Annotated in this window: 12 protein-coding genes; 6 read left to right on the plus strand and 6 right to left on the minus strand. The window is 43.5% G+C overall.

The genetic code is table 11. From position 1 onward, the window contains the following. Positions 1–159: 159 nt before the first annotated feature. Together mutS and argR are read right to left on the minus strand one after the other, a co-directional pair. Positions 160–2,709, minus strand: a complete 2,550-nt coding sequence (mutS, locus tag HMPREF9960_RS02855) for a DNA mismatch repair protein MutS (RefSeq protein ID WP_005591478.1) — start codon at positions 2,707–2,709, stop codon at positions 160–162. A gap of 72 nt (positions 2,710–2,781) precedes the next feature. Next, positions 2,782–3,222 carry an arginine repressor gene (argR, locus tag HMPREF9960_RS02860; RefSeq protein WP_005591477.1) on the minus strand — a complete coding sequence of 147 codons (441 nt, stop codon included), beginning with the start codon at positions 3,220–3,222 and terminating at the stop codon, positions 2,782–2,784. Between the two features lie 125 nt (positions 3,223–3,347). On the opposite strand from argR, the gene argS reads away from it, so the two are divergent. After that, positions 3,348–5,036, plus strand: a complete 1,689-nt coding sequence (gene argS / locus HMPREF9960_RS02865; protein ID WP_005591476.1) for an arginine--tRNA ligase — start codon at positions 3,348–3,350, stop codon at positions 5,034–5,036. Between the two features lie 51 nt (positions 5,037–5,087). Continuing rightward, complete coding sequence (locus HMPREF9960_RS02870; RefSeq protein ID WP_005591475.1) at positions 5,088–5,354, plus strand: hypothetical protein; 267 nt, start codon at positions 5,088–5,090, stop codon at positions 5,352–5,354. A 46-nt stretch (positions 5,355–5,400) separates the two neighbouring features. On the opposite strand, the gene nrdI is transcribed toward HMPREF9960_RS02870, so the two are convergent. The 4 genes from nrdI to malQ all read right to left on the minus strand — a co-directional run bounded on the left by nrdI (position 5,401) and on the right by malQ (position 10,472). Then, complete coding sequence (gene nrdI / locus HMPREF9960_RS02875; protein WP_005591474.1) at positions 5,401–5,877, minus strand: class Ib ribonucleoside-diphosphate reductase assembly flavoprotein NrdI; 477 nt, start codon at positions 5,875–5,877, stop codon at positions 5,401–5,403. A gap of 63 nt (positions 5,878–5,940) precedes the next feature. Beyond that, positions 5,941–6,459: an ABC transporter permease gene (locus tag HMPREF9960_RS02880; protein WP_005591473.1), complete on the minus strand. Its 519-nt coding sequence runs from the start codon at positions 6,457–6,459 to the stop codon at positions 5,941–5,943. 194 nt (positions 6,460–6,653) lie between these two features. Continuing rightward, on the minus strand, positions 6,654–8,915 hold the full coding sequence (glgP, locus tag HMPREF9960_RS02885; RefSeq protein WP_005591472.1) for a glycogen/starch/alpha-glucan family phosphorylase: 2,262 nt from the start codon (positions 8,913–8,915) through the stop codon (positions 6,654–6,656). Positions 8,916–8,954: 39 nt separating this feature from the next. Beyond that, the gene (malQ, locus tag HMPREF9960_RS02890) at positions 8,955–10,472 is read right to left on the minus strand and encodes a 4-alpha-glucanotransferase (protein ID WP_255209850.1); all 1,518 of its coding nucleotides are present in this window, start codon (positions 10,470–10,472) and stop codon (positions 8,955–8,957) included. Positions 10,473–10,789: 317 nt separating this feature from the next. Here malQ and HMPREF9960_RS02895 point away from each other — a divergent pair, with 317 nt between their 5' ends. The 4 genes from HMPREF9960_RS02895 to HMPREF9960_RS02910 all read left to right on the plus strand — a co-directional run bounded on the left by HMPREF9960_RS02895 (position 10,790) and on the right by HMPREF9960_RS02910 (position 15,245). Then, on the plus strand, positions 10,790–12,049 hold the full coding sequence (locus tag HMPREF9960_RS02895) for an extracellular solute-binding protein (RefSeq protein ID WP_005591470.1): 1,260 nt from the start codon (positions 10,790–10,792) through the stop codon (positions 12,047–12,049). Between the two features lie 145 nt (positions 12,050–12,194). Continuing rightward, positions 12,195–13,484, plus strand: coding sequence for a carbohydrate ABC transporter permease (locus HMPREF9960_RS02900; RefSeq protein ID WP_005591469.1), 1,290 nt, complete (start codon positions 12,195–12,197; stop codon positions 13,482–13,484). 1 nt (position 13,485) lies between these two features. Beyond that, a complete protein-coding gene (locus HMPREF9960_RS02905) occupies positions 13,486–14,328 on the plus strand; it encodes a sugar ABC transporter permease (protein ID WP_005592080.1) in 843 nt (280 codons plus the stop codon). Between the two features lie 104 nt (positions 14,329–14,432). Next, complete coding sequence (locus HMPREF9960_RS02910) at positions 14,433–15,245, plus strand: DUF1189 family protein (RefSeq protein ID WP_005591467.1); 813 nt, start codon at positions 14,433–14,435, stop codon at positions 15,243–15,245. Positions 15,246–15,248 lie beyond the last annotated feature (3 nt).

Consider the following 15,248-nt stretch of genomic DNA (forward strand, 5'->3'; position numbering starts at 1 on the left):
TTCGTTAGAATTCGATTTCGTCGTCCCACCTCCGCACAGTTGAGTAGGGCTGTAAAAGCTGATGAAATCAGCGTAGTAGAGCCCACTCAACCACTGCGTCTTGCTCGACAATCCAAAGACAATTGAGAGGTTAGGACTTTTGTCCCAGCCTCTTTATTTTTACAACTTCTTCTTGAGCTCGGCCACTGCTGCCATGACTTCCAGGGGAGTCATATTGTAGATGTCCAAGTCTCGGAGTTCAGTCAGGACTGGATTTTCCGTTCCTTCTGCGAAAAGAGACATCTGCTCAGCTACTTGTGATTGCTTCGGTCTGGATGCAGCAGGAAGCTCTGAGCCTAGTCCTGTACCTTGACTCTCCAAATGGCTCAAAATGCTATCCGCCCGCTCCAGTAATTTCTCAGGAAGTCCAGCAATCTTCGCCACATGGATTCCGTAGGACTTGTCAGCCGGACCCGGCTCAATCTTATGCAAGAAAGTCACTTGTTCGGCCTTTTCCAAGGTTGCCACATGGACATTTTCCAAATGCTCCAAGCTATCCTCCAAGGCTGTCAGCTCATGATAGTGGGTGGCAAAGAGGGTCTTAGCTCCAGTATAATGATGAATATGCTCAATAATAGCCTGAGCTAGCGCCATCCCATCGTAAGTCGCCGTCCCACGGCCCAGCTCATCAAAGAGAATGAGCGAACGCTCGCTGGCCTGTCGGATGGCTCGATTGGCCTCCATCATCTCCACCATAAAGGTGGACTGGCCAGATACCAGATCATCCGCTGCACCAATGCGAGTGAAAATCGCATCGAATAGCGGCAGACTGGCAGACTGAGCGGGCACATAAGATCCCATCTGTGCCATAATGACGATGATAGCCAGCTGGCGCATATAAGTCGATTTCCCGCTCATATTCGGACCAGTAATCAGCTGGATGTCCGTTTCCTGGTCCAGCAGAATACTATTTGGAATGTAGCTCTGGGCTCCCATGACCTTTTCCACAACAGCATGCCGACCTTTTTCAATCTGCAGACGGCGCTCCGCAGTAAAGACTGGGCGCACCAAATGCTGCTGCTCTGCCACCGCAGCAAAGCTCTGCAGGACATCTACAGCTGCCAGCGTTTGTGCCAAGGCCTGCAAGCGCTGGATATATTTGCCAACTTCCTCGCGAATTCGCATGAAAATCTCGTATTCCAGATTAGCAGATTTTTCACGCGCCTCCAACATCTCTCCCTCAATCCTAGCCAGTTCCTCCGTTCCGAAACGCTCAGAATTTTTCAGGGTCGCCTTGCGAAAGAAATGACCAGGCACATGAGCCAGCTGGGAATTGGTCACATGGAAATAGTAACCATCTTTTTTGTTGTAATCAATCTTCAAATTGTTGATGCCGCTGTTAGCACGTTCTTTGACTTCCAGCTCTGCAATCCATCCGGTCCCCTCTCTCAGCACAAGCCGATACTGATCCAAGGTCTCATCAAAACCGGTCCGAATAATATTACCCTCGGTGATGATATGAGGTGCATCCGGCGAAATGGCCGAGCTAATCAAGCCCGCCAACTCCGGAATAGGATCCAAGCCCTCAATCAAATGAGCTAGATGCGGGCTGCCGATTCCTTGCAAGATAGCTTTAATCTGAGGCACATTGCCCAATGTGGCTGCCAGCTGCAGCAGATCCTTGGGATTGGTCTTGCCAAAAGACACCCGACTAGCCAGCCGCTCGATATCATAGACTCCCTTGAGGCTCTCCGTCAAATCACTCCGCTCAAAGAAATGTTCCAGAAAAACCTCGACGACATTCTGCCGCTGGCTAATTCGCACTTCATCAATCAACGGACGCTGGATCCAAGAGCGCAGCATACGGCCGCCCATGGCCGTCTTGGTCTCGTCCATCAGCCAATAAAGACTGCCGTGTTTCTTACCCGAGCGAGCATTTTCTGTCAAATCCAGACTCGCCTTGGTAGCATAATCCATTTGCAGAAAGTCCTTGATTTCATAATGCTGGGCCTTCTTCAAATGGCTGAGCTCCCTCATCTGGGTCCGGTGCACATACTCTAGCAATTTCCCCGCTGCCTGACGCTCCATAGGAGACAGTTCCTCGCCCAGCAGCTGGACATCGTCCAAGGCCGTCTGTACATAGGACAGCAAAAGATTCATCTGTCCAGCCAAGACCTGCTCCTCAGCTTCTGGCAAAGCATAGCCCAGCACCACTTCCCTAGCCTTCAAATTACGGATTTCCCCGCAGACCAGGGCAAAGTCCTCTAAACTAGTCACCTGAAACTCACCGGTCACCAAGTCCATATAAGCCAGACCATAGAGGCCCTCTGAGTAATCCAGAGCCACCAGAAAGTTATTCGCAGAGTCCTGCTTACTGGAGTCCACCACCGTCCCCGGCGTGATAACCTGAACGACCTCCCGCTTAACAACGCCCTTGGCTTCCTTGGGATCTTCCATCTGCTCCGCAATCGCTACCTTATAACCTGACTCGACCAAAACATCAATATACTGCTGAGCCGAATGATAGGGAACTCCAGCCATGGGAATGGGGTTTTCAGCATTTTTATTGCGGCTAGTGAGAGAAATCTCTAAAATCTGCGCGGCATTGACCGCATCATCATAAAATAACTCATAGAAATCCCCCATCCGAAAGAGCAAGAAAGCATCTGGATAATCCTTTTTGATATCCAAATACTGCTGCATGCCTGGCGATAACTTTTCTACTGCCATCTCTATCCTTTCTAAAAACAAACGAGGTCAGGACTTCCGTCTCAAACCTCTCCGTCAATTCTAAGCTTTTGGCTATTCCATACCTTCTTTGACACTCGTCTCGATTTCTCTAGCCGCATCCTGATCCCTGCAAATCACGAGCAAGGTATTGGCCCCTGCAACGGTTCCTAAAATCCGACTATCCAACGAACCATCTACCACATTTGCCAAGACCGTCGCTTCGCCCAGTCCTGTACGGAAAACCAGCGTAAACTCCGCTCGAGAAACAGCCTGAACATGACTGGCCAGAAATCCAGCCAGGTCCAACTCCTCTGCTTCATGAGCCAGCACATAGTAGACTTGCCCGTCTCTCTTCAGCTTGGTCAAGCCAATCTCCCTTAGGTCCCGCGAGAGGGTTGTTTGGGTCACAAATATCCCCTCATCTTCCAGTCTTTTTTGAATATCCTTCTGTGTTCCTAACTTTTCTTCCTTGATCATCCATTTAATAAGCTGATGACGCTCGCTTTTTCTCATACTCGACCTCATTGACTGAATATTTATACTTTCAATTATATCAAAAAATCTATCTTATACCAAAAAAATTGAAGATTCCTCATAAAATATGATAGAATAGTAACAAAAGACCCAAAGGAGCAAATATGGATAATAAACAATTAATCGCTAGCGAATTGGCCAAAGTTATTGACAGCTTGGACCAAAGCGCTATCTCTAACCTACTAGAGCAACCGAAAAGTTCCGATCTTGGAGACATTGCCTTCCCAGCTTTCTCACTTGCAAAAGTAGAACGCAAGGCTCCTCAAGCTATCGCTGCAGATATTGCTGAAAAGATCGACCCAAGTCACTTTGAGAAAGTTGTCGCAACTGGACCTTATGTCAACTTCTTCCTCAACAAAGCTAAAATCTCTGATCAAGTTATCAAAGAAGTCATCAAGGAAGGCGCTGACTACGGTCAACAGAACGAAGGTCAGGGCGGAAATATCACCATCGACCTTTCTAGTCCTAACATTGCAAAACCTTTCTCTGTCGGACACTTACGTTCAACCGTTATCGGTGATGCCTTGTCCAATATCTTCCGCAAGATGGGCTACAATACCATCAAGATCAACCACTTGGGTGACTGGGGCAAGCAATTCGGTCTCCTCATGGTTGCTTACAAGAAGTGGGGCAACAAGGAAGCCGTTGAAGCTAACCCAATCGATGAACTCTTGCAACTCTACGTTCGCATCAATGCCGAAATCGAAAACGACCCAGCCTTGGATGAAGAAGGTCGCCTTTGGTTCAAGAAACTGGAAGATGGCGATCCAGAAGCAACAGAACTCTGGCAATGGTTCCGTGACGAAAGTCTCGTTGAATTTAACCGTATCTATGAATTGCTCGGTGTTGAATTTGATAGCTTAAACGGAGAAGCCTTCTACAATGATAAGATGGACGAAGCCGTTAAAATTTTGGAAGACAAGGGTCTCCTGAAAGAATCAAAGGGCGCTAGCATTGTGGACTTGGACGATGTCAACCTGCCACCAGCTATGATTAAAAAATCAGACGGTGCTACGCTTTACATCACCCGTGATATTGCCACTGCTATGTACCGTGCGCGCACGTACAACTTCGTCAAGAACGTTTATGTCGTTGGTCAAGAGCAATCAAACCACTTCCGTCAGCTCAAGGCCGTCCTTAAGAAGATGGGATTTGACTGGAGCGATGACATGATCCACGTGGACTTTGGTCTGGTTACGAAGAACCGCCAAAAACTTTCAACACGTAAAGGAAACATCATCCTTCTGGAACCAACTCTGCAAGAAGCGATCAGCCGTGCAAAAGCTCAAATTGAAGAAAAGAATCCAAATCTGGAAAACAAAGAAGCTGTTGCCCATGCAGTTGGTGTCGGTGCCGTTAAATTCTACGACCTTAAGACTGACCGCCGCAATGGTTATGACTTTGATTTGGAAGCAATGGTTTCCTTTGAAGGTGAAACTGGACCGTATGTACAATATGCCTATGCACGTATCCAGTCTATCCTACGCAAAGCAGACTTCAAGCCAAGTCTTGACGTTAACTACAATCTCAACGATGCTGAAAGCTGGGAAATTATCAAACTGCTCCAAGACTTCGCTCGCGTAGTCAAACGTGCAGCTGATAACTTTGAGCCATCTCTGATTGCCAAATACGCAATCAGCCTAGCTCAAGCCTTCAATAAATACTATGCTCACACTCGCATCTTGGATGAATCTCCGGAACGCGACAGCCGTCTAGCTCTCAGCTACACTACTGCTGTTGTGCTGAAGGAAGCTCTCCGCATGCTTGGTGTAGAAGCACCAGAAAAAATGTAACCCTACACAAACCTTCCAGTTTTGGGAGGTTTTCTTAGGAAGAGATATTTTATGAATGAAACTGCTTATATTTTAGTTGCCCTTAGCTTGGTCATTCTCTTTTTGTACAACAAAAGAGAAAAGGTAAAGTTGCAGATTTTGCTGCAGCAGGAACTCCTAAAAAGTGATCATTTTCGACAAGAACTCCAAGAAAAAATGGCCACTAGCGAAAACCAAAATGACCTTATTGCTTACATTAACAAAAACTACCGTTTAGGAATTTTATATTCAAAAGAGCTGGTCGAGACTATCGCAAGCGAGCATGCAAGTCAAGAATAATAACAAAAGCCGCTCGATCAAAAATATTGATCGAACGGCTTTTTACTTATACTTTTATTTCGTACAATTCTTCAATAATTCCAGCGACCTTTTTGATATCGCCCAGCATACCACGCATTTCAAAATCAGCTAAAACGGGGAAACCAAAACGTTGGCTGTATTGCTTAGCAGTCAGGCAGTACTGGTTGTTAAAGTTACGGTTGCCACTTCCGATAACTCCCAAACACTTGCTAGCATTCTGTCCATAAGCTATAAAATCGGCCACATCTGTCGTAAGAATCTCGACATCGCCATTATCTACACCATTGCCACCTTCCAGATAGGTCGGTAGAAAGGTAATGAAAGGATTGGTCATTTCAAAAAACGGATGCCCCTCTTTCACTAAGTCTTTGATGTGGATTTTCTCAATCTCTAAATTCGGATGCTGCTCTAACAAATAGTCGCTCAAACGACGGACAAAACTCTCTGTATTGCCACTCAAGCTAATATAAACTAAGGAAACTTTCATGTTTATTTGCTCCATTCCAAAAAAATAACATTTATCTGCCCATCTAGATTGTAGCAGGTAAATGTTATTTGCCAAATCTTATTCTTCTTCAGCTACTTCTACAGTTTCAGCTTCCTTTTGCTGCTTGATAAGCTTAAAGACAACAATCGAAAGGAAGATGAGGCTAAGAACGACAGAGAAGCCGACGCTCATATTCAACCCCAGTATCTGAGTTGAAAGTAATGTTGGATCTGAGAAGGAAGAAGTTGCAATCCCTTTTGCTACCACATAACCATACGCTGTTCCAATCAAGCCAATAAGAACGTTCGCGATGTAAATAAGATTGGCTTTGAAAATATCTTTCTTAACAACGAAGAACCAAGCTGCAATCAAAAGAAGCAAGCTAGCATAAAAGAAAACATTACTTAGTAGCGAACCGGACAGTTCCGCGCTTTTGCTAAAATAAGTTGCAAACTGAGATTTCACTGGCTCTTCCATGCCTTTAAGCAAGGATTCCACTGCATCATTAGAAGAGGAGAACTTCGACACAAGCCCCCATAAACTGCCAGCTGTTGCTAACCCCAGTAAGATATAGAGATAAATCGGTTTCTTTTTCATAACAACCTCCTGTAAAGAAATACTTTTTCTTATTATACACCCAAAAGAAAAGACTGACAAGAGGGAAGATCTGATACGATTTTAAAAGCTCTATCTACTAGAAAAGCTTATCCTCCAAGGCTACTTACTCTAGTCTTCTAACAAGAGAAAAGCCAAGACAGTCCCGTCTAGGCTTTTTCCCTTATTTTAAATAATTAGTTCTCCAAATGCCATACTTCGTCATTGTATTGTTGGATTGTACGGTCTGCTGAGAAGAAGCCAGCTTTTGCAATGTTAACGATCACTTTATCCAACCATGCATCGCGGTCTTCGTAGTCAGCAAGCATTTGCTCTTTAACTTTGATGTAGTCTTCCAAGTCAAGAAGCGTCATGAACCAGTCTTTGTTGATCAATTCGTTGTAAAGACGTTCCAAGCGTTCTTTCTTACCTACTGCAAGAACAGCATCGCTGATGATAAAGTCAACCAACGGTTTGATAGCTGGACGAGCGTAAAATTCGCTTGATTTGTAGGCTGCTTTTGCGTAAAGGTCGATAACTGTTTCTGAATCTTCACCAAAGATGTAGATGTTGTCTTTGCCAACCAACTCAGCGATTTCCACGTTAGCACCGTCCATAGTACCAAGTGTCAAAGCACCGTTGAGCATGAATTTCATGTTACCAGTACCTGAAGCTTCTTTAGAAGCAAGTGAAATTTGCTCAGAAATATCACCAGCTGCAATCAAGAAGCTTGATGCTGTAACGTTATAGTTCTCAACCATAACCACTTGCAAGTGTGGTGCCACTGCTGGGTCATTCGCGATGATTTCTGACAAGCAAAGAATCAAGTGAATGATGTCTTGGGCAATTGTATAAGCAGGAGCTGCCTTACCACCAAAGAAGACAGTGATTGGGCGAGCAGGAATGTTACCAGCCTTGATGTCCAAGTATTTGTGGATCACATACAAAGCGTTCATTTGTTGGCGTTTGTACTCGTGCAGACGCTTGATTTGGATATCAAAGATAGAATCTGGATTGATTTCTATACCTTGAGCTTCCTTCAAGTGACGAGCCAATTTACGCTTGTTGTGAGACTTAATGCCTTCCAGCTTTTCTTTCACTTCTTGCTTGCCAGCGAAGTCAAGTAGACCTTCCAACTTAGCAGCATCATGGTGCCAATCGCGACCAAGAAGTTCATCTAAGTAGCTAGACAAACGTGGGTTAGCGTGCATGAGCCAACGACGGAATGTGATACCGTTTGTCTTGTTGTTGAATTTCTCTGGATAAATATCGTAGAAAGCTTTCAACTCAGAGTTCTTCAAGATTTCAGTGTGGAGTGCTGCAACCCCGTTAACGCTGTATCCATAGTGGATATCCATGTGTGCCATGTGAACACGACCACTCTCGTCAATGATTTGAACAGCTGGATCTTTGTATTCTGCTTTGACACGACGATCCAATTCTTCGATGATTGGTACCAAGTGAGGAACCACTTCTTGCAAGAATTCAAGAGGCCATTTTTCAAGGGCTTCAGCAAGGATAGTGTGGTTTGTGTAGGCAGTCATGCTACGAACGATTGAGATAGCTTCATCAAGCTCGATACCACGCGCAGTCAAGAGACGGATCAACTCAGGAATAACCAGTGATGGGTGAGTGTCGTTGATTTGTACAACTGCATAGTCTGCAAGGTCATGCAAATTGCTTCCTTTTTCGATCGCTTCATCGATGATCAATTGTGCACCGTTTGAAACCATGAAGTATTGTTGGAAGATACGGAGCAATTCACCTTGCTTGTCGCTATCATCTGGATAAAGGAAAAGAGTCAAGTTGTGAGCGATATCTGTCTTGTCAAATTCGATTCCCTCTTTGATGATGGAAGAATCAACTGAATCCAAGTCAAACAAGCGCAAACGGTTTTTAGTAGCTGTCTTGTAACCAGGAACATCAATATCGTAAAGAGTTGATGTCAAGGTAAAGTGCGCAAATGGCACTTGGTAGCTACGACTTGAGCGAACCAACCAGTTTTGCTCAGTCAACCAGAAATTTGGAATAGTTGTTTGTTCATTATTTTTAAGGACTTGTTGAAAAAGACCAAAGTGGTAGTTTAGTCCAACACCGTCACCATTGAGACCCAAGGTTGCGATAGAGTCCAAGAAGCAGGCTGCCAAACGGCCCAAACCACCATTACCAAGAGATGGTTCCAATTCTACTTCTTCGACTTCGATCAAGTCTTTACCGGCAGCGGCAAGTTCTTTTTTCACATCGTCGTAAAGGCCAAGGTTAATCAAGTTGTTTGACAAGAGTTTACCAATCAGAAACTCAGCAGAGATGTAGTAGAGTTTCTTTTTACCAGTATTGACTGGCTTTTGAGAGCTCGCTAATTTTGTGTAGTTCAAGAGAGCCAAATAAAGCTCTTCATTGCTACAATCAGCAATTTCCTTTTGATAAGTTTTTTGGATATATGTTTGTAAGTTTGACATGATTTCTCCTAGTATTAGAAAGTATTGAAATTTATTGTCTTATGAAAGTAAGTCCGTATTCAGACGACGATAGACCTTAGTCAAATGATAAAGCTGACCTTCTACGATAGGGTTTAGCTCTTCAGCTGTCATCCGCCATGCCCAGTTGCCGCCAATTGTAGAAGGCAGATTCATGCGGGCAGAGCCATCTAGCTCTAGCAAATCTTGCATCGTCGCGATAGCCATGTAGCTAACGGAAGCAAAGATTGTACGAAGCATTGCATGTGGCACCGTTTCGTATTCTTTGCGGTTAGTATACTGAGCCATGTATTCACGGGTTGGATCATCGATCTCATCCTTATACCAGCCCAATACAGTGTTATTGTCGTGAGTACCAGTGTACATCACAGAATTATGTGGCGCCAAGTGTGGACTATCGATGCTTTCATCATCTGGATTGAAAGCGAATTGCAGAATCTTCATACCTGGGAAGCCAGTTCGTTCACGCAATTCAATGACTTCATCCGTCATGAATCCAAGGTCTTCTGCAATGATGTTCAAATCACCTAAAGCTTCTTTCACTGCGGCAAACAGCTTATAACCTGGACCTTTGACCCAGTGACCAGTAGCCGCTGTGTCAGACTCAGCTGGCACTTCCCAATAAGACTCAAAGCCACGGAAGTGGTCAATCCGAACAATGTCGTAAATCTTAAAGCTTTCGCGAAGACGCTCAATCCACCAAGCATAACCATCTTGATCCATGGCATCCCAATTATAAATTGGGTTACCCCACAATTGGCCAGTCTCTGAAAATTCATCTGGTGGGCAGCCAGCAACCTTAACTGGGCGACCTTGCTTATCTGTCTTGAAGAAGTGAGGCTGAGCCCAGACATCTGCGCTGTCAGCAGCTACATAAATCGGCATGTCTCCAACGATTTCGATGTGATGGTCATTGGCATATTTCTTGAGTTCTAGCCATTGTTTAAAGAAGAGATATTGAGTTACACGATGGTACTCCAGCTTGTCTGCCAATTTCTCACGATAGCTAGCCAAGCTTTCTGGTTGGCGACAACGAATTGCTTCATCTGGCCATTCTGTCCAAGCTTTCAGATCAAAATGCTCTTTAACAGCCATGTATTCCGCAAAAAGCTCCAACCAAGCTGCATTTTCCGCAACAAAGTGACGGAATTTGTCAAGATCGCCAACTTTAAGGAAACGAGCAACCGCTTTTTCCAAAAGAGGACGACGTGCTTCAAATACTTTTGCATAATCTACAGCTTTTGGATCATCACCAAAATCAACACCTTTTAGATCTTCTTCTGCCAACAAGCCTTCGTCAATCAAGAAATCCAAATCAATAAAGTGAGTATTCCCTGCAAAGGCTGAGAAAGACTGGTAAGGAGAGTCCCCATAGCTAGTCGTTCCCAAAGGCAAGATTTGCCAATAACGTTGCTTCGTTCTAACTAAGAAATCCACAAAATCATAAGCAGACTGACCAAAAGAACCAATCCCGTACTTGCCTGGCAAAGAGGAAATGTGCATCAATACACCACTTTGTCTCGCTTTCATATGTAACACCTCAAAAATTTTTTCATGCTTGTTTCCTACTTTATTTAGCGAAAACGTTTGCGTTGCTTGAATTATAACCTATTTTTTTTTAAGTGCAAGCTTTTTAAAAAACTTTTTTATTTATTATACCATAGATTTCCATTTTCTTTCCTTATATATCATCTAAATTAACATTCTTTCCTTAAAAATTTTTTAAAATTTTCTTAAAAACGCTTGCAAGCGTTTACCTTTTGTGCTAAAATTATTTTAAGTTCAAGAAAACGTTTGCGCTATGCAAGCGTGTTCTTAGATGGTATTATATTTTTTATTCTTTAGGAGGAATAATCATGAAAAACAAAATGTTGAAGAGCGTTGCTGTTCTCGGTACTGTTGCTTTAGCAGGTTTTATTTTGACAGCCTGCGGTAGCAAATCTTCTAAAAAAGAAACTGCTGCAAGCAATGAGCTCACTGCATATGTAGACCCAGGCTACAAGAGCTACATGGAAGAAGCTGCCAAAGCTTACGAAAAAGAAACTGGAACAAAGGTCACTATCAAAACTGGTGATGCTCTTACAGGTCTTGATAACCTTTCGCTTGACAACCAATCCGGTAAATCTCCAGATGTCATGATGGCACCATACGACCGCGTAGGAAGCCTAGGTGCTGATGGACAACTTTCAGAAGTTGAGTTGGGTAAAGATGCAAAAGCTGACGATACTACTAAATCTTTGGTATCAATCGACGGTACTACTTACGGTGCTCCTGCTGTTATCGAGACCTTAGTAATGTACTATAACAAAGACCTGATCCAAAAAGCTCCTACAACATTTGCTGAACTTGAAGAATTGGCTAAAGATAGCAAATACGCTTTTGAAGGAGAAGACGGTAAAACAACTGCCTTCCTTGCTGACTGGACAAACTTCTACTATGCTTACGGTCTCCTTTCTGGAAACGGTGCTTATGTCTTCGGTAAAGATGGTACAGATCCTAAAGATGTAGGTTTGGCTAACGAAGGTGCTATCAAAGGAATTGAGTACGCTAAAACTTGGTATGCAAAATGGCCTAAAGGTATGCAAGATACAGAAGGTGCTCCTAACTTGATCCAAACTCAATTCCAAGGTGGAAAAACTGCAGCAATCATCGACGGTCCTTGGAAAGCTGCATCTCTTAAAGAAGCTAAAGTAAACTACGGTGTAGCAACTATCCCAACACTTCCAAACGGCAAAGAATACAAAGCCTTTGGTGGTGGTAAAGCTTGGGTCATCCCTGCTGGTTCTAAGAACGTTGACGGCGCACAAAAATTCGTTAACTTCCTTGCATCAACTGCACAACAAAAAGCTCTTTACGATGCAACAAACGAAGTTCCTGCTAACACAGAAGCACGTGAATACGCTGTAAGCAAGAAAGATGAATTGACAGACGCAGTTGTTAAACAGTTCAAATCTGCAGAACCAATGCCAAACATCTCTGAAATGAGTACTGTTTGGGATCCAGCTAAGAACATGCTCTTCGATGCTGTAAGCGGCAAGAAAGATGCTAAAACTTCAGCTGAAGATGCTGTTAAATTGATCAAAGAAACTATCGATCAAAAATTCGGCAACAAATAAGCAAGTTTAAATAAAGGGGTGGGAATTTTCCCTACCCCTTGTTTGATAGAATAAGGATTTACTCTATCTTCTAATAAGAAAAACTCGGATTAGGACTTGTACTTGCTGCAATTCCTCAATCTTTCTCGTATCTAAGGAGACTACAATGACAAAAAAAGATCCCAAACAAGCCATGTTGCGCTCCCTCATTCCAGGGTTGGGGCAAATCTATAATGATCAAAAAGCCAAAGGATACATCTTTCTTGGGGTTACGGTTGCATTTTTAGCTTATTTCGTAGCTATTGCCCTACCAGAAATTGAAAATCTCATCACCCTTGGTGAAGTCCGTGGTGACAACTCACTCTTCATGCTGATCCGCGGTGCCTTCCACCTCATCCTCGTGGTATTTTTCCTGATTTTCTATGGATTTAACTTGAAGGATGCTCGGACGGTTGCTAAACAGTGGAACAATGATTATCCTGTTCATACTACCTTGAAGGAAATGTTTGATGGAATCTATGAAAATGGCTTCCCTTACTTACTCATCATCCCTTCTTATCTGGCAATGACCTTTGCTATCATTTTCCCCGTATTGGTAACGCTCTTGATCGCCTTTACCAACTATGATTTCAAACACTTGCCACCAAATAAACTTTTGGATTGGGTTGGCTTTACCAACTTTGCTAATATTTGGCAATTGAGCACCTTCCGTGCGGCCTTTGGTTCTGTCTTGACTTGGACTATCATCTGGGCACTGGCAGCCTCTACTTTGCAAATCGTAATCGGTATTTTCACTGCTATTATTGCCAACCAACCATTCATCAAAGGAAAACGCATCTTCGGTGTTATCTTCCTGCTTCCTTGGGCAGTTCCAGCCTTTATCACTATCCTGACTTTCTCAAATATGTTCAACGATAGTATCGGTGCTATCAACACTCAAGTCATCCCGCTTCTCAGCAAGGTTCTTCCCTTCCTAGATGGACATCTGATTCCGTGGAAGACTGATCCGACTTGGACTAAGATTGCTCTGATTATGATGCAAGGTTGGCTTGGATTCCCTTATATCTATGTCCTGACCTTAGGTATCTTGCAGTCTATTCCAAATGACCTTTACGAAGCAGCCTACATCGACGGAGCCAATGCTTGGCAGAAATTCCGCAACATCACTTTCCCAATGATCTTGGCAGTTGCGGCACCAACTTTGATCAGTCAATACACCTTTAACTTTAATAACTTCTCAATCATCTACCTCTTCAATGCAGGTGGTCCTGGTAGTGTCGGTGGAGGAGCCGGTTCAACTGATATCCTGATCTCTTGGATTTATCGATTGACCACAGGTACAGCACCGCAATATTCAATGGCGGCGGCCGTTACCCTCATCATCTCCATCATCGTCATCTCTATCTCTATGATTGCCTTCAAGAAACTACACGCATTTGATATGGAGGATGTATAAGATGAATAGTTCTGTTAAATTTAAACGTTTTATCAACCATAGTTTGACCTATCTCTACCTTGTAGTGCTTTCCATTATCATTCTCTACCCGCTCTTGATCACGATCATGTCTGCTTTCAAGACGGGGAATGTCGTGGCCTTCAAGCTAGACACAGACATCAACTTCAGTCTGGAAAACTTCTCTCGTCTCTTCTCAGAGACTCTATATGGCACTTGGTACTTTAACACCATTATCATTGCCGTCTTGACAATGATTGTCCAAACCAGTATAGTGGTACTTGCAGGTTATGCATACAGCCGTTACAATTTCATCGCAAGAAAGCAAAGTTTGGTTTTCTTCTTGATTATCCAAATGGTGCCAACTATTGCAGCTCTGACCGCCTTCTTCGTTATGGCTCTGATGCTCAATGCCCTTAACCAAAGCTGGTTCCTCATCTTCCTTTATGTGGGTGGTGGTATTCCAATGAATGCTTGGTTGATGAAAGGATACTTCGATACCGTTCCTATGTCTCTAGATGAGTCAGCTAAATTAGACGGTGCTGGTCATTTCAGACGTTTCTGGCAGATTGTCCTGCCTCTCGTTCGTCCAATGATTGCTGTGCAAGCTCTCTGGGCCTTCATGGGACCTTTCGGAGACTATATCCTCTCTAGCTTCCTTCTTCGTGAAAAAGAATTTTATACGGTTGCAGTTGGTCTTCGTACCTTCGTCAGCGATGTCAAGAATCAAAAAATTGCCTTCTTTGCTGCCGGTGCGATTCTCACTGCCCTTCCAATCTGTATTCTCTTCTTCTTCCTGCAAAAGAATTTTGTATCTGGTTTAACAAGTGGTGGAGACAAGGGATAATCTTGTCCCACCCTGTTTTTGATTTAAAAACAATTATAGTTATATGGCAGCCAATAAGTTCTTTATTGGCCACCACCTGATTATAATTTTAGAAAGAGGCAGCTATGTTACCTTATCCTTTTAATTATTTTTCGAGCTTGATTGGTTTTAGAAAAACTTTCGCCAATCGTCGGATGCTCAGCTGGTTCCAGCTCATCTTTACCAGCGTCTTTTTGATTTCTCTGTCTTTGATTCCCGTGGCTATTCAAACAGCATCTTTGACGAGCTATGCTCTGGATACTTTTATCAACAAGGCTTTTGATACTTTGGATGAAGACGTGATGCTTGACCTTGACCATCATGCCCAGATAAAAGACCATGTGCTGACCACTGAAAATCCTGAAGGGATTCATCACAATGCCGCTGGGACTGTCATTATTGGCCATCACGAGGAGCTCAAATTAGGCAAGGAGCTGACCCTTTACTTCGACAAAGAAAATCTTAAAATCACCAAAGAAGGAAAAGAACTGGCCAATATCCGCTACCAAGCCATTGACCAGAAGGCTCTGAAAAGCAAAGAAGCCCTGACCAAAGCCATTTCTAAAGACTGGTTCCAACAAAACCGCTTGGTGATCAGCCTCTTTCTGGTCCTCTCCGCAGGCTTCCTCTTTAGCATCAACTTTGCCTTTCTAGCGCTCGGTGCTTCCTTCTTGCTCTATCTGACCAAGAAATCACGGCTATTTTCTTTTAAAACCTTTAAAGAATGCTATCATTTTATCCTCAACTGCCTAGGATTACCAACGATTATCGGTCTTATCTGCGGTTTATTTGGGCAAAGCCTGCCTACGATCATCACCGTCCAAAATATCTTGTTTGTTCTTTATTTGGTGATTATTTTCTACAAAACACATTTCCGTGATGAGGATTTCAGAAATTAGGAG

It is taken from the genome of Streptococcus cristatus ATCC 51100 (assembly GCF_000222765.1).
Taxonomy (GTDB): domain Bacteria; phylum Bacillota; class Bacilli; order Lactobacillales; family Streptococcaceae; genus Streptococcus; species Streptococcus cristatus.